We start from the raw sequence: 20,752 nt of genomic DNA on the forward strand, positions 1-20,752 counted from the left end.
GAACCTCCACCCTCTCTGAAATTCTCTCGACAGGAGCAATCATGTCTGGTCGAAGGCTGGGCCGGCTGCTTGGCTCACTCCTTGTGCTCGCCGCCCTCGTGGGCGGCAGTGTCGGCGGTGTCGATTTCGGCGGCATCAACGGGGGCATTCAGACCCTGGACATCGTCTGGCAGTGACCGGCTTCTCCGGTCTGCCGTCGAGCACGACGTCCGCGCGTCAGTCGGGCACGACACCAGCGCATCAGTCGGGCACGACTCGCACGCATCAGTCGGGCGACTGTCGGGGTCGACGACGGGGGCGGCGCGCCGCCAATCCGAAGGAGCGGCATGATCCGTCGCGATCAGTCACGACGCAGGTCCTCTGAGGACGCCTGGATCATCACGGCGCCGATGGCGCTCGTCGCGGTGGCGTGCGCCACGATGACCGGCCTGCTCGCCGACGATCCCTTCGGCCGCTGGCCGCAGGCGCTCCTCTTCCTGGGTCTCATGATCGTCGCCGGGCTGCCCCTGCTGAGCCTGGTCGTACGCCGGCAGACGCTCGGCGTCACCCTCACCGAGCTGCCGCTGGTCCTGGCGCTCTACTTCCTGCCGCCGCTGACTGTGGTGGTCATCTACACGCTGACGGCGGTCATCACGCACATCCGGCACCGGTTCTCGGCGCCGAAGGTCTGGTTCAACGTGGCGCGGGCTGCCGCCGGCACCTCGCTGGGGGTGCTGGTCCTCCAGGCGCTCCCGCCCATCCAGGGGGTCGGGCCACGCACCTGGGTGAGCATCGTCGCCGCCGTCAGCATGGTGCTGTTGGTGAGCGTCGTCAGCGTGGTCGCGGTGCACACCCTCCTGCACGGCTGGCAGACCGGGCGGGGCGCGCTGCGCAGCGCAAAGGCCGGTCTGCTGACGGCGGCCATCAACGTGTCCGTCGGGTTGATCGTGCTGATCCTGGTGCGCAGCACGTGGTGGTCGCTGCTGCTGCTGTCCGCCCTCGGCGCGGGGCTGGTCCTGGTCTACCGGTCGTACGCCCAGTTCTTCCGGCAGCACCGCACCCTCAGCGACCTTTACGACCTGACCCGTGCCGTGGTGGAGAGCGGGCAGAGCGGAACGCTCGCCGACGCCCTGCTCGGCCGGGTGCGGTCGCTCATGCAGGCCGAGTACGCCACACTCTGGCTCCCGGCCCAGGGCCGGCACCCGGAGACGCTGCTGACCGCACGGGTCGACGACCCCGGCCTGCTCGACGAGGCACGTACGCCGCAGGCGTTGCGGGAGAAGGTGCGGTCGGCCCGTCGTACCGTGGCCGTCGGGCACGGCGTGACGACGGACGACGAGTTCCGCGCGGACCTCGCGGAGCGGCGGATCAAGGACGCGGTTGCCGTGCCGCTGCGGTCCGGGCCGGTGGTGATCGGCACCCTGGAGGTGGCCAACCGGCTCGGCGACGGCAACCACTTCACCCCGGCCGACATAGCGGTCTTCGAGACGGTGGCCGCCCACGCCGCGGTGGCCCTGGAGAACACCCGCCTGGTCGACCGGCTGCGGCACGACGCCGAGCACGACACGCTCACCAAGTTGCCCAACCGCCGGCGGATGACGGCGGCGGTGGCGGAGGCGGTCCGGATCGCGGCGCCCGGTGAGGTGGTGGCGCTGCTGCTGTTCGACGTCGACCGGCTCCGCGAGGTGAACGAGTCGCTTGGCCACGCGGCGGGCGACAAGGTGCTGGTCGAGGTGGCCGAGCGGCTGCGCGCCTGCGCGCCCTCCTCGGCGCTCGTCGGCCGGGCCGGCGGGGACGAGTTCCTGGTGACGCTCCGGCTGGAGAGCACCGAGGCGGCGCTGGACCTCGCCGCCCAGCTCCGGGAACAGATCCGCGACGAGATGGTCTTCGACGCGCTCACCCTGGACGTGGACACGGTCGTCGGCGTGGCCGTCCACCCCGACCACGGCAGTGACGCGGTGGCGCTGCTGCAACGCGTCGACCTGGCCGCCACCGCGGCCAAGTCGGTGCCGGGCAGCGTGCAGCTCTACAGTCCGGCGCTGGAGTCCCGGTCGCTGCGCCGGCTCGGCCTCGCCGGGGACCTGCAACGGGCGCTGGACGAGGGCGAGCTGGAGGTCTACTTCCAGCCCAAGGTCACGCTGCGGGACCGCCGCCTGGTGGGCGTGGAGTGCCTGGCCCGCTGGGAGCACCCGGCGCACGGCACGGTGGCGCCGGACGACTTCGTGGCGGTGGCCGAACACACCGGCCAGCTCGGCCGGCTCACCGAGTTCGTGCTCCGGGAGAGCCTGCGGCGCAGCCGCGACTGGAGCCACGGCGAACAGCCGCTGTCCGTCGCGGTCAACCTCGCCGCGCGTACGCTCACCGACCAGCACTTCCCGGCGCTGGTACGCGATCTGCTGGCCGAGTACGGCGTGCCGCCGCAGCAGCTGACGCTCGAGGTCACCGAGGCGGGCGTCCTGGACGGCACCGAACGTCCCATACCCACCCTGCGCAGCCTGCGGGACCTCGGTGTCCGGCTCTCGGTGGACGACTTCGGCACCGGTAACTCGTCGCTGGCGCAACTGCGCCGGCTGCCGGTGCACGAGGTGAAGGTGGACCGGTCGTTCGTGCAGGGCATGGCGACCGATCCGGGCGACCTGGCGATCGTCAACGCGGTGGTGACGCTGTCCCAGCAGTTCGGCCTGGCGGTGGTGGCCGAGGGTGTGGAGAGCGAGCTGACCCTGGAGCTGCTCCAGGACATCGGCTGTGAGATCGGCCAGGGCTTCCTGTTCAGCCGCCCGCTGCCGTACGAGCGGCTGGAGGCCTGGTTCGGTGCCCAGGTCGACCCGGAGACGGTGGTGGCGGGGGAGCTGCCGCGCCTGCGAGTGGTGCCCTGACCAGGGCGGACACTCACCTGGGGGATCCGATTTCACCTCCGCGACGCGGTCGTGTACTGTTTCCCCTGCGCGACACCCCCCCAGGGGTGATCGGGCAGGCCCCCTTAGCTCAGTCGGCAGAGCGTCTCCATGGTAAGGAGAAGGTCTACGGTTCGATTCCGTAAGGGGGCTCAGAGGGTCCGGCTGGACCCGCCACGGCGGTGTAGCTCAGATGGCAGAGCAAGCGGCTCATAATCGCTGTGTCGCCGGTTCAAGTCCGGCCACCGCTACTCTCGTCCTCCGGGCCCAGCCCGGTGGCCGGTGGGATGGGCGCCACAGGCGCCCACTTTGCATGTCCGCGTCGTCAGCACGTAGGCTGACACGCCGTAGTTGTTATCCGTGAGCGAGGAAGGCACTCCGCCGTGGCGAAGGCGACCGATGTCCGGCCGAAGATCACTTTGGCGTGTGTGGAGTGCAAGGAGCGCAACTACATCACGCGCAAGAACCGCCGTAACGACCCGGACCGCATCGAGCTGAAGAAGTTCTGCCCCCGGGACGGCAAGCACACCGTCCACCGCGAGACCCGCTGATCGCGGCCGGCGCAGCCGGCACCGCACCAGCTTCTCGAACGCCGATCCACCTGACGGGTGGCCTCCGGGCCGCCCGACCGGGCGGATCGGCGTTCGTGTTTTCCGTGTAGGTTCGGCGGCATGTCCCTGGACCCGTCCTTCGTCGGCCGTACGTACCCGCCGACCGCCCCCTACCAGGTGGGCCGAGAAAAGATCCGCGAGTTCGCCGCCGCCGTCGGCGCGACCGACCCGGCCCACCACGACCCGGAGGCGGCGCGGGCGCTCGGTCACCGCGACGTGGTGGCGCCGCCGACGTTCCCGGTGGTCGTCACCATGGCGGCCAACCGGCAGATCGTCGAGGATCCGGCGCTCGGTGTCGACTACAGCCGCGTGGTGCACGGCGACCAGCGGTTCGCGTACACCCGGCCGGTGGTGGCCGGGGACGAGCTGGTGTGCGTGAACACCATCGAGGAGGTCACCAGCCGGGGCGGGCACGGCTTCCTGACCACCCGCACGGACGTGAGCACCGTGGACGGTGAGCCGGTGGTCGCCGTCTGGTCCAAGATCGTCGTACGCGGGGAGGGCTGAGGACATGGAGCTGCCCACCCAGACGTACCGGGTGACCCGCGCGGATCTGGTCCGCTATGCGGGCGCCTCGGGCGACTTCAACCCGATCCACTGGAACGACCGCACCGCCACCGGCGTCGGGCTGCCGGGCGTCATCGCCCACGGCATGTTCACCATGGCCCTGGTCGGCCGGGCGGTGGCCGGCTGGGCCGGCGCGCCGGACGCGGTGGTCGACTTCGGCGTCCGGTTCACCCGCCCGGTGGTCGTCCCGGACACCGACGAGGGCACCGAGATCGAGGTGTCGGCGGTGGTCAAGGAGATCACCGAAGACGGTCTGACCAGGCTGGACGTCACCGCCACCTGCCATGGTGAGAAGGTGCTGTCGCAGGCCCGGGCACTGATCCGCACGACGCGCTGAGGGTCCGCCCGACGCGCGAGGGGTAGACCGGTTGGGAAAGTCGCACGACTACCCGTACACTGGTCCGCCGTGGGGCAAGTGACCCCCGCTCGGCACAGCGTGTCCGGGTGGAGGTGAGTTGCCGCACAGGGGTGTAGCTCAATTGGCAGAGCAGCGGTCTCCAAAACCGCAGGCTGCAGGTTCAAGTCCTGTCACCCCTGCGCCTCAGGCCTGACCGTTCCGTGGGTCGCGCCGCCCTCACCGGCGGCGCTCGGCCCGTGGTGGTGGCATCGGTGGGGTGGCTCCGAGGCGTTCGGGACCTCCCGGCCGGTCCGCCGGCCGCGGCCCGTCGCGGGACGGTTGGTCCGGCCGGCGTGACCAACACGCCGCGCACGCCGCCCGGCGTGCGACCCCATATCCCGCACGGAGGGCGAAGTGGCCAAGAGCAAGCGCCGCGGCGAGGACGACGGCGACGAGCGTCTGGACGACGACGCGACCGTCGACGGCGTAGCCGACGACGACGTGGCCGACGACGACGCCACCGACGCGGACGAACCGGTCTCCCGGGGTGGCACCGCGACCCGTAAGCGGGCGCAGGCCGAGCCGGCCGAGGGCCGGAAGACCCGCAAGGACACCGAGCGGATCGGGCTGTTCGCCCGCATCGCGCGGTTCTTCCGCGAGGTCGTGGCAGAGCTGCGTAAGGTCATCTGGCCGACCCGCAAGGAGCTGCTGACCTACACGGCTGTGGTGGTCACCTTCGTCGCGGTGATGCTGGCGATCGTGGCCGGCCTGGACTACGGCTTCGCCAAGGCGGTGCTGTGGGTCTTCGGCGAGCCCAGCTGACCTGCGGACAGCGATACTGACGGAAGTGAGCGAGCGTGCCTGAGTACGACGAGACCGCCGGAACCCCGGACGAGCAGTCCACGGTGGCGACGGCGGCCAACAACGAGTCGGTCGAGGCCGCCAGCGAGCCGGAGTTCCCGACCACCGAGCCGGCCCCGGACGAGGACTTCGACCCGGTCGCCGAGCTGCGCCAGAAGCTGCGCTACGCGCCCGGCGACTGGTACGTGGTGCACTCGTACGCCGGCTACGAGAACAAGGTCAAGACCAACCTCGAGACCCGGATCACCTCCCTCGACATGGAGGACTTCATCTACCAGGTCGAGGTGCCGACCCGGGAAGAGGTCGAGGTCAAGAACGGCAAGCGGTCGCAGGTGCAGGCGAAGGTCTTTCCGGGCTACATCCTGGTCCGGATGGAGCTGACCGCCGAGTCCTACTCCTGCGTCCGGAACACCCCGGGGGTCACCGGCTTCGTCGGCGCGACCGACCGGGCCGACCGGCCGGCGCCGCTGAGCCTCGACGAGGTGCTCAAGTGGCTGGCTCCGGCGGTCGAGACCGAGCAGAAGAAGGCCAAGCCCGAGGTCAAGGTCCTCGACTTCGAGGTCGGCGACTCGGTCACCGTCACCGACGGCGCGTTCGCGTCGCTGCCGGCGACGATCAGCGAGATCAACGCCGACCAGCAGAAGCTCAAGGTGCTGGTGTCGATCTTCGGCCGGGAGACGCCGGTCGAGCTGAACTTCAACCAGGTCGCCAAGATCTGACGTACGTCGGCACCGGCGGCCCGCCCTCTCGGGGGTGGCCGCCGGTGCGCCGTTTCGCCGCCCGCCGACCTCGGCGCGGAGGGTGGCCGACGGCTGCGCTACCCTAGAACGTCGGCTGTCCGCACCGTGCTGACCGTGCGCGCCCGCGGACCGGCGAGAATCCCAGTTCCAAGCCCCAGGAAGAGACATGCCTCCGAAGAAGAAGCTCGTCAAGACGTTCACGCTTCAGCTCCCGGCGGGCCAGGCCACCCCGGCGCCGCCGGTCGGCCCCGCGCTCGGCCAGCACGGCGTGAACATCATGGAGTTCTGCAAGTCCTACAACGCGCAGACCGAGTCTCAGCGGGGCGACATCGTCCCCGCCGAGATCAGCGTCTACGAGGACCGCACGTTCACCTTCGTGCTGAAGACCCCGCCCGCCGCCCGGCTGCTGATCAAGGCCGCCGGTGTGCAGAAGGGCTCGGGCGTCCCGCACAAGGAGAAGGTCGGCTCGGTCACCCGCGCCCAGCTGCGCGAGATCGCCGAGAAGAAGATGGCGGACCTCAACGCCAACGACATCGACCAGGCCGAGAAGATCATCGCCGGCACCGCCCGGTCGATGGGCCTGACCGTCGCCGACTGACCTCGCTCCACCGCTCCACCCGATCTTTCTGTTCGTGGGAGGGCCGCGCACGCCGCGCGCCCGCCAGAGACCACAGGAGTCACCAGAAATGCAGCGCAGCAAGAGCTACCGCAAGGCCGCCGACGTCATCGACCGGTCGAAGCTCTACACCCCGGTCGAGGCCGTCAAGCTGGCCAAGGAGACCACCAACACCAAGTTCGACGCCACGGTCGAGGTCGCGATGCGCCTCGGCGTCGACCCCCGCAAGGCGGACCAGATGGTCCGCGGCACGGTCAACCTGCCGCACGGCACCGGTAAGACCGCCCGCGTGATCGTCTTCGCCGCCGGCGCGAAGGCCGAGGAGGCCGTCGCCGCGGGTGCGGACGAGGTGGGCACCGACGAGCTGGTCGCCCGTATCCAGGGTGGTTGGCTGGACTTCGACGCGGCGATCGCCACGCCCGACCAGATGGCCAAGATCGGCCGGATCGCGCGGATCCTGGGCCCGCGCGGTCTGATGCCGAACCCGAAGACCGGCACCGTGACCATGGACGTCACCAAGGCCGTCTCGGACATCAAGGGCGGCAAGATCACCTTCCGGGTGGACAAGCACTCCAACCTGCACCTGATCATCGGCAAGGCCTCCTTTTCGGAGAACCAGCTGGTGGACAACTACGCGGCGGTGCTGGACGAGGTGCTGCGGGCCAAGCCGTCCGCGGCCAAGGGCACCTACCTCAAGAAGGTCACCCTCACCACCACCATGGGCCCGGGCGTCCCGGTCGACCCGAAGGTCGTGAAGAACTTCCAGGAGGGCTCGGCCGAGGGCTGAGCACGCGTACTCCCGAACGGGGCCCCGCCACCACGCTGTGGCGGGGCCCCGTTCGTCCGTCCGGTGTGGCACTGTCGGCCGCATGAGGTTCGATGGCGTCTGGCTCCGCTACCACAGGCGCGGCCCGTGGGTGCTGCGGCAGGTCGACGTCGCGATCGGCCCGGGCGAGGCGGCTGTGGTGCTCGGCCGCAACGGCGCCGGCAAGTCCACGATCCTCCAGCTCGCCGCCGGGGTGCTGCGCCCGGGCCGGGGCCGAGTCGCCGACCGGCCGGCGGTCGTCGGCTGGGTGCCGGAGCGCTTCCCCGCCGACCAGCCGTTCACCGTCGGGGCCTACCTGTCCGGGATGGGCCGCGTCGCCGGCCTGTCCGGCGCCGCCGTCGACCGCGCGGTGCGCCACTGGGTGGAGCGGCTCGGCCTGACTCGCTTCCACGACGTGCGCCTGCCGCGGCTGTCCAAGGGCACCGCGCAGAAGGTCGGCCTGGCGCAGGCGCTGCTGCGCCCGCCCGGCCTGCTGGTGCTCGACGAGCCCTGGGAGGGGCTGGACGCCACCGCCCGCGAGTCGGTCCCCGAGATCATCGGCGAGGTGCTGGCCGACGGCGGCACGGTGCTGGTCAGCGACCACCGGGGTGAGACGGTCCGGCTGCCCGGCGCCCGGCACCTGTCGGTCGCCGACGGCTCGGTGACCGAGGCGGCGTCGTCGGGCGGCGCGGCCGTCGCCGTGGTCGAGCTGGCGGTGCCGGCCGCCGGGCTGTCCGCCGCCGTCGCCCGCCTGCGCGCCGACGGCCACCAGATCCTTCGGGTACGCGAACACGCCGTCCCGCCTCCCGCCACGCCCCCGGCGCCGGAGGTGGCCCGGTGATCGCGCTGACGCGGCTGCGGCTGACCGGCTTCGTGCGTACCGGACGGGCGCTGGCGCCGGTGCTGGCGGGTCTGCTCGTCCTCGGCGTCCTCTACGGCGGCGGCCGGGCGGAGCCGGCGGAGGCCTACGGCGTCTCCGCGGTGGTGCTGTTCCCGGTGCTGGCCTGGCAGACCAAGATCCTGCTGGACGTGGAACCCGACGTGCAGCGCCGGATGGCCCGGGTGGTGGCCGGGCCGGCCCGGGAACGGGCCGCCGGGCTGCTCGCGGCGCTGGTGGCGGGGCTCGTCGTGGTGCTCGTCGCGCTGGCGCTGCCGTGGCCGCTCGGTGGGTTGACCACGGCGGTCGAGCCGGGGGAGCGGCCGGTGCTCGTCGGGGTGGCCCTGGGGCTCTGGGCGCACCTGCTCGCGCTGCCGGCTGCGGTGGCGCTCGGCGCGCTCGCCAGCCGGGCGGTGACCCGCAGCGCCGGCTACGGGGTGGCGGTGCTGGTCACCGGCGCGGTCGGGGTCGTGGTGCTCGGGCTCTCCGGCTCGCTCGTGCCGTGGCTGGCCCCGCCGGTCATGGCGACCGCGCGGGCGGTCACCGGGCCGGTGGCGGCCGGCGAGGGGCTGCTGCTCACCGGCTGGGCGGCGCTCTGGGCGGCGGTGGCGTTGACCGGCTACGCCTGGGCACGGCGCACCCGGGCCTGAGCCGGGGTGACCGGGAGCACCCCGGGCGATTTGGTGCTGCGGCGCACGTCGCGTAACCTGGTGCGGTAGTTCCACCCAAAGACCGCTGGTCACCGTGCTCCGGCACGGTCGAAGGTCCCGCGACGACGGGCGACCCGCGCAGGGCGGTAAGCGAAACTCGGTGTCACGCACGGTCCGCCGACTGTGCCCGTGTCCCCGGCCCTCGCCCCGTGCGCCCTGCGCCGGGGCTTTTTCGTTGTCGTGATGCCTCCGCCGCCGTCGCCGAGCCCCGGCTCGCCGTCGGCGTACCAGCTCCGAGCAACGAGAGAGGAGGGACATGGCGGACAAGCCGATCCGGGCCGACAAGGCCACGGCCGTCGCCGAGCTGACCGAGAGCTTCCGCAACGCGGGAGCGACCGTGCTGACCGAGTACCGCGGGCTCACGGTCTCGCAGCTCACCCAGCTGCGGCGCTCGCTCGGCAAGGAGACCAGCTACACGGTCGCGAAGAACACGCTGGCCAAGCGTGCCGCGACCGATGCGGGCATCTCCGGCCTCGACGAGCTGTTCTCCGGTCCTACCGCGCTGACTTTCGTTTCGGGCGACGTCGTCGAGGCGGCGAAGGGGCTTCGTGACTTCGCGAAGGCCAACCCGAAGCTCGTCATCAAGGGCGGTGTCTTCGAGGGCAAGGCCATTTCCGCGGCCGAGGTCACGAAGCTCGCCGACCTGGAGTCCCGCGAGGTGCTGCTGGCCAAGCTGGCCGGCGCCATGAAGGGCAACCTGAGCAAGGCCGCGGCCCTGTTCCAGGCTCCGCTCTCCAAGGCCGCCCGCGCGGCGGCCGCCCTGGCGGACAAGAAGCGCGAGCAGGAGGGCGCCGAGGCGGCCTGAGGCCCTCCCGGCGCACCACGTTCTTAGTTTTCATTGCGAGAAAGGACGCCAGACATGGCGAAGCTCAGCACCGAAGAGCTGCTCGACGCGTTCAAGGAGATGACGCTGATCGAGCTCTCCGAGTTCGTGAAGCAGTTCGAGGACACCTTCGAGGTCACCGCCGCCGCTCCGGTCGCCGTGGCCGGCCCGGCCGGTCCGGGTGCCCCGGCCGCCGAGGCCGAGCCGGAGAAGGACGAGTTCGACGTCATCCTCGACGCCGACGGTGGCAAGAAGATCCAGGTCATCAAGGTCGTGCGTGAGCTGACCGGCCTGGGCCTCAAGGAGGCCAAGGACCTGGTCGAGGCCGCTCCGAAGGCCGTTCTGGAGAAGGCCAACAAGGAGACCGCCGAGAAGGCCAAGGCCAAGCTCGAGGGTGAGGGCGCCAAGGTCACCCTCAAGTGACCTTGCTCCACCTGACGCGCGTCCGGCTCACGTGAGCCGGGGCACACCGCGTCGCGGCGGGCGGTGATCCGGGAGACCGGGTCACCGCCCGCCGTGTTGGTGCCACCCGCGGGCGAACGGCGTGAGCAGGGCGTACAGCGTCCTCTCATCGGCCGGTCAGCGACGTCTGCCGGTAGCCCGTCGGTGGGAAAGACACCCCGAGCGGTAACCGGCCCTTGACGCGGCACCGGCCTGCCAGGCACGCTGAACATCAGCAAGACCTTCCGCGCTTGCAACGGCCGCCTCTCGGGTAAGGGCAACGGCAGCACCGCCGCCGCGGCACCCGAGCGGACCGGCAGGAGCGTCGCGTTCCGAGCGGCCCGGTCGACCCGGTTTTCCGAGGTCCCAGGGCTTGTTCCGCGACGACCTGCGGGTTGGGCTGGACAGCGGTTAGCCTCTCGGCTACACTGCTAGTTTGCGCTGCCTTCCGACTTGACCCCTGCTCGGAAATGTCCGATTGTGGATATTTCTGGTGGGGTCATTGGAGTGCACGCGTACCAGCCGTTCTGCAGCACCGGTCCTCGGAAGGACGCATCTTGGCAGCTTCCCGCCCTGCGAAGACCAGTCGTACGTCGAGCGCATTCGCGCCCCGCCGAGTTTCTTTCGGTCGGATCACCGAACACCTCGAGGTCCCCAACCTCCTCGCCATCCAGAACGAGTCCTTCGACTGGCTCGTCGGCAACGAGGCTTGGCAGGGCCGGTCGGCGGACGACCCGCACGCACGCTCGGGTCTCGCGGAGATCCTCGACGAGATCAGTCCCATTGAGGACTTCTCCGGCACCATGTCGCTCTCCTTCTCGGCTCCGCGCTTCGACGAGGTCAAGGCCTCGATCGAGGAGTGCAAGGAGAAGGACCTGACCTACTGCGCGCCGCTGTTCGTGACCGCGGAGTTCACCAACAACACCACTGGCGAGATCAAGAGCCAGACGGTGTTCATGGGTGACTTCCCGATGATGACGCCGAAGGGCACCTTCATCATCAACGGCACCGAGCGCGTCGTGGTCAGCCAGCTCGTCCGCTCGCCGGGCGTGTACTTCGACAAGCAGCCGGACAAGACCTCCGACCGCGACCTCTCCAGCGTCAAGGTCATCCCGAGCCGGGGTGCCTGGCTGGAGTTCGACATCGACAAGCGCGACACGGTCGGCGTTCGCATCGACCGCAAGCGCCGCCAGGCCGTCACCGTCCTGCTCAAGGCCATCGGGTGGTCCGCCGAGCGCATCCGTGAGAAGTTCGGCTGGTCCGAGCTCATGATGACCACGCTCGAGAAGGACCACATCGCCGGCCAGGACGAGGCCCTGCTCGACATCTACCGGAAGCTCCGCCCTGGCGAGCCGCCGACCCGTGAGAACGCCCAGACCCTGCTCGACAACCTCTTCTTCAACCCGAAGCGGTACGACGTCGCCAAGGTCGGGCGCTACAAGTTCAACAAGAAGCTCGAGCTGGACGTGCCGATCACCACCGGCACGCTCACCGAGGACGACATCGTCGCCACCGTGGAATACCTCTGCCGGCTGCACGCCGGTGAGGAGGGCTACGAGGCCGACGACATCGACCACTTCGGCAACCGTCGCCTGCGTACCGTGGGCGAGCTGATCCAGAACCAGGTCCGGGTGGGTCTCTCCCGGATGGAGCGGGTCGTCCGCGAGCGGATGACCACCCAGGACGTCGAGGCGATCACGCCGCAGACCCTGATCAACATCCGCCCGGTGGTGGCGGCGATCAAGGAGTTCTTCGGTACGTCGCAGCTGTCCCAGTTCATGGACCAGACCAACCCGCTGGCGGGCCTGACCCACCGGCGCCGGCTGAGCGCGCTCGGCCCGGGTGGTCTGTCCCGCGAGCGGGCCGGCTTCGAGGTCCGGGACGTGCACCCGTCCCACTACGGCCGGATGTGCCCGATCGAGACGCCGGAAGGCCCGAACATCGGCCTGATCGGCGCGCTGTCCACGTTCGCCCGGGTCAACCCGTTCGGCTTCATCGAGACGCCGTACCGGAAGGTCATCGACGGCCGGGTCACCGACCAGATCGACTACCTGACCGCGGACGAGGAGGACCGGTTCGTCAAGGCGCAGGCAAACGCCCCGCTGAAGTCGGACGGCACCTTCGCCGAGGATCGCGTCCTGGTCCGCCGTAAGGGCGGCGAGACCGAGGACGTCGCGCCGGGCGCCGTGGACTACATGGACGTGTCGCCGCGGCAGATGACCTCGGTCGCCACCGCGATGATCCCGTTCCTGGAGCACGACGACGCCAACCGCGCGCTCATGGGCGCGAACATGCAGCGTCAGGCGGTGCCGCTGGTCAAGGCCGAGGCCCCGCTGGTCGGTACGGGCATGGAGTACCGCGCCGCGGTGGACGCCGGCGACGTGGTCGTCGCCGAGGTCGGCGGTGTGGTCGAGGACCTGTGCGCGGACTACATCACGGTCCACCAGGACGACGGCCACCGCCGGACGTACCTGCTGCACAAGTTCCGCCGCTCCAACGCCGGCTCCTGCGTCAACCAGAAGCCGGTCGTCTTCGAGGGCGACCGCGTCGAGGCCGGCCAGGTCATCGCCGACGGTCCGTGCACCGACGAGGGCGAGATGGCGCTCGGGCGCAACCTGCTCGTGGCGTTCATGTGCTGGGAGGGCCACAACTACGAGGACGCGATCATCCTGTCGCAGCGCCTCGTGCAGCAGGACGTGCTCACCTCGATCCACATCGAGGAGCACGAGGTCGACGCCCGGGACACCAAGCTCGGCCCGGAGGAGATCACCCGCGACATCCCGAACGTCAGCGAGGAGATGCTCGCCGACCTCGACGAGCGCGGCATCATCCGGATCGGCGCCGAGGTCGTCCCCGGTGACATCCTGGTCGGCAAGGTCACCCCGAAGGGTGAGACCGAGCTGACCCCCGAGGAGCGGCTGCTCCGCGCGATCTTCGGTGAGAAGGCGCGCGAGGTCCGCGACACCTCGCTGAAGGTGCCGCACGGCGAGACCGGAACGGTCATCGGTGTGCGTACCTTCTCCCGCGAGGACGGCGACGAGCTGCCCCCGGGCGTGAACGAGCTGGTCCGGGTCTACGTGGCCCAGAAGCGCAAGATCCAGGACGGTGACAAGCTCGCGGGCCGCCACGGCAACAAGGGCGTCATCTCCAAGATCCTGCCGATCGAGGACATGCCGTTCCTGGAGGACGGCACCCCGGTCGACATCGTGCTGAACCCGCTCGGTGTGCCGTCCCGGATGAACATCGGCCAGGTCCTGGAGACCCACCTCGGGTGGGTGGCCAAGACCGGCTGGAGCGTGGACGGCGACGACGCCGAGTGGAAGCGCCAGCTCCGCTCGATCAACGCGCACGAGTCCGAGCCGGACACCAACGTGGCCACTCCGGTCTTCGACGGTGCCCGCGAGGAGGAGATCTCCGGTCTGCTGGCGTCGACCCTGCCCAACCGGGACGGCAACCAGCTCATCGGCGGCAGCGGCAAGGCGCAGCTGTTCGACGGTCGTTCCGGCGAGCCGCTGCCCGACCCGATCGCGGTCGGCTACGTCTACATCCTGAAGCTCAACCACCTGGTCGACGACAAGATCCACGCCCGGTCGACCGGCCCGTACTCGATGATCACGCAGCAGCCGCTGGGCGGTAAGGCGCAGTTCGGTGGCCAGCGCTTCGGTGAGATGGAGTGCTGGGCCATGCAGGCGTACGGCGCCGCCTACGCCCTGCAGGAGCTGCTGACCATCAAGTCCGACGACGTCCTGGGCCGGGTCAAGGTCTACGAGGCGATCGTCAAGGGCGAGAACATCCCCGAGCCGGGCATCCCGGAGTCGTTCAAGGTGCTGCTCAAGGAGCTGCAGTCGCTGTGCCTCAACGTCGAGGTGCTCTCCAGCGACGGTGTGGCCCTGGAGATGCGCGAGACCGACGACGAGGTGTTCCGGGCGGCGGAGGAGCTGGGCATCGACCTGTCCCGGCGCGAGCCGAGCTCGGTCGAAGAGGTCTGAGGTGGTGATCCGGGGCAGGGTGACCCTGCCCCGGATCCCACTCGTTAGCTAGCAGTACAGACGACGACATAGGGGACATAGTGCTCGACGTCAACTTCTTCGACGAGCTGCGCATCGGCCTCGCCACCGCTGACGACATCCGTCAGTGGTCCCACGGCGAGGTAAAGAAGCCCGAGACCATCAACTACCGCACCCTCAAGCCGGAGAAGGACGGGCTCTTCTGCGAGAAGATCTTCGGTCCGCAGCGGGACTGGGAGTGCTACTGCGGTAAGTACAAGCGGGTCCGATTCAAGGGCATCATCTGCGAGCGCTGTGGCGTCGAGGTGACCCGCTCCAAGGTTCGCCGGGAGCGGATGGGTCACATCGAGCTGGCCGCTCCGGTGACCCACATCTGGTACTTCAAGGGCGTGCCGAGCCGGCTGGGTTACCTGCTGGACCTCGCCCCGAAGGACCTCGAAAAGATCATCTACTTCGCCTCGTACGTCGTGACGAGCGTGGACGCCGAAGCGCGTCACCGCGACCTCTCGACCATCGAGAACGAGATCCTGGCCGAGAAGCGGCAGGCGGAGAACAGCCGCGACTCGGAGATCGAGAAGCGGGCCGCCAAGCTGGAGGCCGACCTGGCCGAGCTGGAGGCCGAGGGCGCGAAGGCGGACGTCCGGCGCAAGGTCAAGGAGGGCGGAGAGCGCGAGATGCGCCAGATCCGCGACCGGGCCCAGCGCGAGATCGACCGCCTCGACGAGGTCCTCGACACCTTCCGCAAGCTGGAGCCGAAGCAGCTGGTCACCGACGAGCTGCTCTACCGCGAGCTGCGCGACCGCTTCGGTGAGTACTTCACCGGCAGCATGGGCGCCGAGGCGATCAAGGCCCTGGTCCAGAACATGGACCTGGAGGCCGAGGCGGAGAACCTGCGCGAGACGATCCGCTCCGGCAAGGGCCAGCGGAAGATCCGGGCGCTCAAGCGGCTCAAGGTCGTCGCGGCGTTCCAGAACACCCGCAACTCGCCGCTCGGCATGGTGCTGGACTGCGTCCCGGTCATCCCGCCGGACCTGCGCCCGATGGTGCAGCTCGACGGTGGCCGCTTCGCGACCTCCGACCTGAACGACCTGTACCGGCGTGTGATCAACCGGAACAACCGCCTCAAGCGGCTGATCGACCTCGGCGCGCCCGAGATCATCGTCAACAACGAGAAGCGGATGCTCCAGGAGGCCGTCGACGCGCTGTTCGACAACGGCCGTCGTGGTCGTCCGGTCACCGGCCCGGGTAACCGGCCGCTGAAGTCGCTGTCCGACATGCTCAAGGGCAAGCAGGGCCGGTTCCGCCAGAACCTGCTGGGCAAGCGCGTCGACTACTCCGGCCGTTCGGTCATCGTGGTCGGCCCGAAGCTCAAGCTGCACCAGTGCGGCCTGCCCAAGCAGATGGCGCTGGAGCTGTTCAAGCCGTTCGTGATGAAGCGGCTGGTCGACCTCAACCACGCCCAGAACATCAAGTCCGCCAAGCGGATGGTCGAGCGGCAGCGGCCGGTCGTGTGGGACGTGCTGGAAGAGGTCATCGGCGAGCACCCGGTGCTGCTGAACCGCGCGCCGACCCTGCACCGTCTGGGCATCCAGGCCTTCGAGCCGCAGCTGGTCGAGGGCAAGGCCATCCAGATCCACCCGCTGGTCTGCACCGCGTTCAACGCCGACTTCGACGGTGACCAGATGGCGGTGCACGTGCCGCTGTCCGCCGAGGCCCAGGCCGAGGCGCGGATCCTGATGCTGTCGTCGAACAACATCCTCAAGCCGGCCGACGGCAAGCCGGTCACCATGCCCACCCAGGACATGGTCATCGGTCTCTACCACCTCACCCACCTCACCCCGGGTGGCAAGGGCGAGGGCCGGGCGTTCAGCTCGGACGCCGAGGCGCGGATGGCGTACGACAACGGCGAGCTGCACCTGCAGGCGCCGGTCCGGATCCGGCTGCGCGACGTGGTCGGCGTGGACAACGGCGCCGGCGCCGAGCCGTGGACCGCCCCCGAGGGGTGGACCGAGGGCGAGCCGGTGACCGTGGAGACCACGCTGGGCCGGGTCCTGTTCAACGAGACGCTGCCCCCGGGCTACCGCTTCGTGAACTACGAGATCCGCAAGGGCCAGCTCTCCGCGATCGTCAACGACCTCGCCGAGCGGTTCCCGAAGGTGGCCCTGGCGGCCACCCTGGACGGGCTCAAGGAGGCCGGTTTCCACTGGGCCACCTGGTCCGGCGTCACCATCGGCATGGAGGACGTCATCGCTCCGCCGCGCAAGCGGGAGATCCTGGAGCGGTACGAGAAGGAAGCCGACCGGATCGACAAGCAGTACCAGCGTGGTCTGATGACCGCCGAGGAGCGCCGCGGCGAGCTCATCGAGATCTGGACCAAGGCGACAAACGAGGTCGCCAAGGAGATGGACACCGCGCTGCCGCAGGAGAACCCGCTGTGGAAGATGATCAACTCGGGTGCCCGCGGTAACCTGCTCCAGCTCCGGCAGATCGCGGCGATCCGTGGTCTGGTGGCCAACCCCAAGGGCGAGATCATCCCGCGACCCATCAAGGCGTCGTACCGGGAGGGTCTGTCCGTGCTGGAGTACTTCATCTCCACGCACGGTGCCCGCAAGGGTCTCGCGGACACCGCCCTGCGTACCGCCGACTCGGGTTACCTGACCCGGCGTCTGGTGGACGTCTCGCAGGACGTCATCATCCGCGAGGAGGACTGCGGCACCGACCGCGCCATCCCGATGCAGGTCGGCGAGCGCATCGACGGCAAGCTGGTCGTGCACGAGCACGCCGAGACCAGCGTGCACGCCCGGACGCTGGCCGACGACATCAAGGGGCCGGACGGCACCGTGGTGGCGCACCGCGGCCAGGACATCAACTCGATCCTGGTGGACGCGATCGTCGCCGCCGGGACCGAGACGGTGCGGGTGCGCAGCGTGCTCACCTGCGAGTCGAAGCTGGGCGTCTGCGGTGCGTGCTACGGCCGCTCGCTGCCGACCGGCAAGACCGTGGACGTCGGCGAGGCGGTCGGCATCATCGCCGCCCAGTCGATCGGTGAGCCGGGTACGCAGCTGACGATGCGTACCTTCCACACCGGTGGTGTCGCGGGTGAGGACATCACCCAGGGTCTGCCCCGTGTCCAGGAGATCTTCGAGGCCCGGGTGCCGAAGGGTAAGGCGCCCATCGCCGACACCCCCGGCCGCATCCGGATCGAGGACGGCGAGCGGTCCCGCAAGATCGTGGTCATCCCGGACGACGGCAGCGACGAGATCGTCTACGACAAGATCTCGAAGCGGGTCCGGCTCCGGGCGCACGACGGCGACCACGTCGAGGTCGGCGAGAAGCTCACCGAGGGCACCATCGACCCGCACGAGCTGCTGCGCATCCTCGGCCCGCGCGCGGTCCAGGTCCACCTGACCCAGGAGGTCCAGGAGGTCTACCGCTCGCAGGGTGTGCTCATCCACGACAAGCACATCGAGATCATCATCCGCCAGATGCTCAAGCGGGTGACCGTGATCGACTCCGGCTCGACCGAGTTCCTGCCGGGCGTGCTTGTCGACCGGGCGCTGTTCGAGTCGGAGAACCGCCGGCTCGTCGGCGAGGGTGGCGAGCCCGCCGCCGGTCGCCCGGTGCTGATGGGTATCACCAAGGCCTCGCTGGCCACGGATTCCTGGCTGTCGGCGGCCTCCTTCCAGGAGACCACCCGGGTGCTGACGGACGCGGCGATCCACGCCCGCAGCGACTCGCTGATCGGCCTCAAGGAGAACGTGATCATCGGTAAGCTCATCCCGGCCGGTACGGGCATCAGCAAGTACCGCAACGTCCGGGTCGAGCCGACCGAGGAGGCGAAGGCCAAGGTCTACTCGATGACCGGCTACCCGGAGACCGACTACGGCTTCGGGCCGGCCAGCGGCCAGGCGGTTCCGCTGGACGACTTCGACTTCGGGTCGTACCGCTAAGCAATAGGAAACGACGAGGCCCCCGGCATCCGCCGGGGGCCTCGTCGCGTCCGCGGTGCCGGGACCGGTGCGCGGGATCCGGGGCATGATGGAGGGCATGACGACAGTGCCCGGGCCGGCGCCTGCCGTGCCGCAGGCGTACCGCCATCCGCACGATCCGGAGCCGGTCCGCTCCACCAAGGCCCGCGCCGTCTTCGCGCTCGGGCTGATCGGTGCGCTCACCGGGTTCTTCATCGGCGGCGCGGTGCCGGCGACCATCGCGCTCATGCTGGCCCGGCAGGCCCGCCGGGAGGCGTACGCCTCGGGTGGTTACCTCACCGGCGCGGACTGGCTGCGGCGCGGCGAGCAGATGGCGCGGACCGGCCTGGTGCTCACCGCCGCCGCGGTGGTCGCCGCGGTGGTGATCGGTGTGGTCCGGCACGCGGACGCCTCGTTCGGCCACGACTTCGCGCCGAACTTCGACTGACCCGGTGGGGGAGCGGGCCCGCGCCCGCCCACCCGGCCGTGATCGGCGACGGTAGCCTGGCCGGTGTCCGCCGCGCGGCGGGCGCGTGTGGACAGGAGGATCCCGTGACGGAACCGGCTGCGCCGGGAGGCGACCCGAACCGCCCCGGGCCGTACCCGCCGGGTCCCGCGTCCGCGCCCGCGCACCAACCGGCGTTCGGGGCGTACCCGGGGAGTCCGCCGGCGCACGGTGGCGGGTGGGCGGCGCCGGGGAGCGCGCCCGGCCACGGCGGCTGGGGTCCGCACGGCGGGCCGGCGCTTCCGCCGCCGCCGGCCGAGGCGCCCCGGCCGCCGAAGCGGGTCGACGCGGTGCCGGGTACGCCGTTCGGCGTGGTCCACCTCGACGTGCCGCCGGTCACCTCGGGCCTGGCCATCGGGTCGCTCGTCGCCGGGATCGCCGCGATCGGGGTGTCGCTGCTGGTGCTGTGTTTCGGCCTGGCCGGCCGAAATGTCGGCGGCGCCTGGGCGGCGGGCGCGTTCACGGTGCTCGGCGGGTTGATCGGCGTCGGTGCGGTGGTGGCCGGCCTGCTCGCCCGGCGGCAGGTCCGGCGGCAGCCGCCGCCACCGGCGGTCCGGTTCACCGGCGCCGGCCTGGCCGTGGCCGGGATCTCCTGCGGCGCGGCGGGCCTGTTGTTCGGCCTGATCGGGCTCGCGCTGGCTCTGGTGGTGCAGATCACCTGAGGTCGTGTCCGCGACGCCTGCGGCCGGTGGCCGGGGTTGAGCGGTATGTCCGGGTGCCCGAAGGCCGGGCGGTCCCGGGGCCGCCCGGCCGCGCGACGGACGAGCCGGTACACTTGTCACTGTAGGTGCCCATCACCGGCGCATCGGCGACCCGGAGGTCGGCGGCGGACCGCACAGCGGTCCTTCTCCGACCCATCCGTTTTGACCGGCGCGGCTGTGGTAGGTACTCTTTCCCCTTGTGCCCGGGCCCGCCCGGGCAATGCGTGCGTGCGCTGGAACCGGTCAGCCGGTGATCGCGCGATCGCACCACCAAGACCGAAGATCCGGTACGACGCCTCAGCGGCCGACACCGGGCCGTGACTCGGGCGACACGCCCGACCGCGGGTGCTGGGGTGCCGTCAGGCGGCCCTGGTTGGAATGTAGGAGAGCCGCCCATCCGGACGGCTGGAGCAGACGGCGCGGTCGCCTCGCAGCGGCCGAAGGGAGCGGAGAAACCCGGTGCCCACCATTCAGCAGTTGGTCCGAAAGGGCCGTCAGGCCAAGACGACCAAGACCAAGACCCCGGCGCTCAAGGGGTCTCCCCAGCGGCGCGGCGTGTGCACCCGCGTGTACACCACCACCCCGAAGAAGCCGAACTCGGCGCTGCGCAAGGTCGCTCGTGTCAAGCTCAGCAGCCAGATCGAGGTGACCGCCTACATCCCGGGCGTCGGCCACAACCTTCAGGAGCACTCGATCGTGCTCGTGCGCGGCGGTCGTGTGAAGGACCTGCCCGGCGTGCGGTACAAGATCGTGCGCGGCTCGCTGGACACCCAGGGTGTCCGCAACCGCAAGCAGGCTCGCAGCCGTTACGGCGCGAAGAAGGAGAAGAGCTGACATGCCGCGTAAGGGACCCGCTCCGCGGAAGCCGCTGGTCGCTGACCCGGTGTACAACTCGCCGCTGGTCACCCAGCTGGTGAACAAGATCCTGCTGCGCGGCAAGCGTCAGCTCGCCGAGCGCATCGTGTACGCCGCCCTGGAGGGCTGCCGCGAGAAGTCCGGCACCGACCCGGTCGTCACGCTCAAGCGCGCGATGGACAACGTCAAGCCGACCCTCGAGGTGCGCAGCCGCCGTGTCGGTGGCGCCACCTACCAGGTTCCGGTCGAGGTCCGGCCGTCCCGCGCGACCACGCTCGGTCTGCGCTGGCTGGTGACCTACTCCCGGGCCCGGCGCGAGAAGACCATGGTCGAGCGGCTGATGAACGAGCTGCTGGACGCGAGCAACGGCCTCGGCGCCGCCGTCAAGCGGCGTGAGGACACGCACAAGATGGCCGAGTCGAACAAGGCCTTCGCGCACTACCGCTGGTAACACC

At 70.2% G+C, this 20,752-nt stretch carries 19 protein-coding genes and 3 tRNA genes; all 22 read left to right on the forward strand.

The window, feature by feature from the left end; translation table 11 throughout:
- The first annotated feature begins 41 nt into the window (after positions 1 to 41).
- The 22 genes from AB0B20_RS25770 to rpsG all read left to right on the forward strand — a co-directional run bounded on the left by AB0B20_RS25770 (position 42) and on the right by rpsG (position 20,748).
- On the forward strand, positions 42 to 176 hold the full coding sequence (locus AB0B20_RS25770) for a hypothetical protein (RefSeq protein WP_357383512.1): 135 nt from the start codon (positions 42 to 44) through the stop codon (positions 174 to 176).
- 150 nt (positions 177 to 326) lie between these two features.
- Positions 327 to 2,855, forward strand: coding sequence for a bifunctional diguanylate cyclase/phosphodiesterase (locus AB0B20_RS25775; RefSeq protein WP_357474215.1), 2,529 nt, complete (start codon positions 327 to 329; stop codon positions 2,853 to 2,855).
- 98 nt (positions 2,856 to 2,953) lie between these two features.
- Positions 2,954 to 3,026 (forward strand) — tRNA-Thr (locus AB0B20_RS25780).
- Positions 3,027 to 3,051: 25 nt separating this feature from the next.
- Positions 3,052 to 3,124 (forward strand) — tRNA-Met (locus tag AB0B20_RS25785).
- Positions 3,125 to 3,256: 132 nt separating this feature from the next.
- Positions 3,257 to 3,424, forward strand: coding sequence for a 50S ribosomal protein L33 (gene rpmG / locus AB0B20_RS25790; protein ID WP_013288652.1), 168 nt, complete (start codon positions 3,257 to 3,259; stop codon positions 3,422 to 3,424).
- Positions 3,425 to 3,544: 120 nt separating this feature from the next.
- On the forward strand, positions 3,545 to 3,991 hold the full coding sequence (locus AB0B20_RS25795; RefSeq protein ID WP_357474218.1) for a MaoC family dehydratase N-terminal domain-containing protein: 447 nt from the start codon (positions 3,545 to 3,547) through the stop codon (positions 3,989 to 3,991).
- Positions 3,992 to 3,995: 4 nt separating this feature from the next.
- On the forward strand, positions 3,996 to 4,388 hold the full coding sequence (locus AB0B20_RS25800; protein WP_357474221.1) for a MaoC family dehydratase: 393 nt from the start codon (positions 3,996 to 3,998) through the stop codon (positions 4,386 to 4,388).
- A 127-nt stretch (positions 4,389 to 4,515) separates the two neighbouring features.
- Positions 4,516 to 4,588: transfer RNA gene (locus AB0B20_RS25805), tRNA-Trp, on the forward strand.
- A 214-nt stretch (positions 4,589 to 4,802) separates the two neighbouring features.
- Entirely contained in the window at positions 4,803 to 5,210 is a 408-nt protein-coding gene (gene secE / locus AB0B20_RS25810; RefSeq protein ID WP_357383520.1) for a preprotein translocase subunit SecE, read from the forward strand.
- Positions 5,211 to 5,245: 35 nt separating this feature from the next.
- The gene (gene nusG / locus AB0B20_RS25815; protein WP_073828961.1) at positions 5,246 to 5,968 is read left to right on the forward strand and encodes a transcription termination/antitermination protein NusG; all 723 of its coding nucleotides are present in this window, start codon (positions 5,246 to 5,248) and stop codon (positions 5,966 to 5,968) included.
- 187 nt (positions 5,969 to 6,155) lie between these two features.
- Positions 6,156 to 6,587, forward strand: a complete 432-nt coding sequence (gene rplK, locus AB0B20_RS25820) for a 50S ribosomal protein L11 (protein ID WP_013288647.1) — start codon at positions 6,156 to 6,158, stop codon at positions 6,585 to 6,587.
- 88 nt (positions 6,588 to 6,675) lie between these two features.
- The gene (rplA, locus tag AB0B20_RS25825; protein WP_357383523.1) at positions 6,676 to 7,392 is read left to right on the forward strand and encodes a 50S ribosomal protein L1; all 717 of its coding nucleotides are present in this window, start codon (positions 6,676 to 6,678) and stop codon (positions 7,390 to 7,392) included.
- 82 nt (positions 7,393 to 7,474) lie between these two features.
- A complete protein-coding gene (locus AB0B20_RS25830; RefSeq protein WP_357383525.1) occupies positions 7,475 to 8,251 on the forward strand; it encodes an ATP-binding cassette domain-containing protein in 777 nt (258 codons plus the stop codon).
- Positions 8,248 to 8,937 carry a hypothetical protein gene (locus AB0B20_RS25835; RefSeq protein ID WP_357383527.1) on the forward strand — a complete coding sequence of 230 codons (690 nt, stop codon included), beginning with the start codon at positions 8,248 to 8,250 and terminating at the stop codon, positions 8,935 to 8,937. Before AB0B20_RS25830 ends, AB0B20_RS25835 begins: the two co-directional genes overlap by 4 nt.
- 316 nt (positions 8,938 to 9,253) lie before the next feature.
- Entirely contained in the window at positions 9,254 to 9,802 is a 549-nt protein-coding gene (gene rplJ / locus AB0B20_RS25840; RefSeq protein ID WP_120573081.1) for a 50S ribosomal protein L10, read from the forward strand.
- Positions 9,803 to 9,856: 54 nt separating this feature from the next.
- The gene (gene rplL, locus AB0B20_RS25845; protein WP_357383530.1) at positions 9,857 to 10,243 is read left to right on the forward strand and encodes a 50S ribosomal protein L7/L12; all 387 of its coding nucleotides are present in this window, start codon (positions 9,857 to 9,859) and stop codon (positions 10,241 to 10,243) included.
- A gap of 575 nt (positions 10,244 to 10,818) precedes the next feature.
- The gene (locus tag AB0B20_RS25850; protein WP_013288641.1) at positions 10,819 to 14,250 is read left to right on the forward strand and encodes a DNA-directed RNA polymerase subunit beta; all 3,432 of its coding nucleotides are present in this window, start codon (positions 10,819 to 10,821) and stop codon (positions 14,248 to 14,250) included.
- A gap of 80 nt (positions 14,251 to 14,330) precedes the next feature.
- Positions 14,331 to 18,218, forward strand: coding sequence for a DNA-directed RNA polymerase subunit beta' (locus tag AB0B20_RS25855; RefSeq protein WP_043328234.1), 3,888 nt, complete (start codon positions 14,331 to 14,333; stop codon positions 18,216 to 18,218).
- A 97-nt stretch (positions 18,219 to 18,315) separates the two neighbouring features.
- Positions 18,316 to 18,684, forward strand: coding sequence for a hypothetical protein (locus tag AB0B20_RS25860; RefSeq protein WP_357383532.1), 369 nt, complete (start codon positions 18,316 to 18,318; stop codon positions 18,682 to 18,684).
- 347 nt (positions 18,685 to 19,031) lie between these two features.
- Positions 19,032 to 19,403 (forward strand): hypothetical protein, encoded by a 372-nt coding sequence (locus AB0B20_RS25865; protein WP_357383579.1) that lies wholly within the window; start codon positions 19,032 to 19,034, stop codon positions 19,401 to 19,403.
- A gap of 498 nt (positions 19,404 to 19,901) precedes the next feature.
- Complete coding sequence (rpsL, locus tag AB0B20_RS25870; RefSeq protein ID WP_007465318.1) at positions 19,902 to 20,276, forward strand: 30S ribosomal protein S12; 375 nt, start codon at positions 19,902 to 19,904, stop codon at positions 20,274 to 20,276.
- A gap of 1 nt (position 20,277) precedes the next feature.
- Positions 20,278 to 20,748, forward strand: coding sequence for a 30S ribosomal protein S7 (gene rpsG / locus AB0B20_RS25875; protein ID WP_013288637.1), 471 nt, complete (start codon positions 20,278 to 20,280; stop codon positions 20,746 to 20,748).
- Positions 20,749 to 20,752 lie beyond the last annotated feature (4 nt).

The organism is Micromonospora sp. NPDC049151 (genome assembly GCF_040648395.1).
Taxonomy (GTDB): domain Bacteria; phylum Actinomycetota; class Actinomycetes; order Mycobacteriales; family Micromonosporaceae; genus Micromonospora.

Excerpts from the sequence above, each read along its gene's own strand:
- rplK (WP_013288647.1), top strand. The coding sequence starts at position 6,156 with ATGCCTCCGAAGAAGAAGCTCGTCAAGACGTTCACGCTTCAGCTCCCG.
- AB0B20_RS25830 (WP_357383525.1), top strand. The coding sequence starts at position 7,475 with ATGAGGTTCGATGGCGTCTGGCTCCGCTACCACAGGCGCGGCCCGTGG.
- AB0B20_RS25770 (WP_357383512.1), top strand. The coding sequence starts at position 42 with ATGTCTGGTCGAAGGCTGGGCCGGCTGCTTGGCTCACTCCTTGTGCTC.
- rpsG (WP_013288637.1), top strand. The coding sequence starts at position 20,278 with ATGCCGCGTAAGGGACCCGCTCCGCGGAAGCCGCTGGTCGCTGACCCG.
- rplL (WP_357383530.1), top strand. The coding sequence starts at position 9,857 with ATGGCGAAGCTCAGCACCGAAGAGCTGCTCGACGCGTTCAAGGAGATG.
- AB0B20_RS25795 (WP_357474218.1), top strand. The coding sequence starts at position 3,545 with ATGTCCCTGGACCCGTCCTTCGTCGGCCGTACGTACCCGCCGACCGCC.
- rplA (WP_357383523.1), top strand. The coding sequence starts at position 6,676 with ATGCAGCGCAGCAAGAGCTACCGCAAGGCCGCCGACGTCATCGACCGG.
- rplJ (WP_120573081.1), top strand. The coding sequence starts at position 9,254 with ATGGCGGACAAGCCGATCCGGGCCGACAAGGCCACGGCCGTCGCCGAG.
- AB0B20_RS25800 (WP_357474221.1), top strand. The coding sequence starts at position 3,996 with ATGGAGCTGCCCACCCAGACGTACCGGGTGACCCGCGCGGATCTGGTC.
- AB0B20_RS25775 (WP_357474215.1), top strand. The coding sequence starts at position 327 with ATGATCCGTCGCGATCAGTCACGACGCAGGTCCTCTGAGGACGCCTGG.
- AB0B20_RS25860 (WP_357383532.1), top strand. The coding sequence starts at position 18,316 with ATGACGACAGTGCCCGGGCCGGCGCCTGCCGTGCCGCAGGCGTACCGC.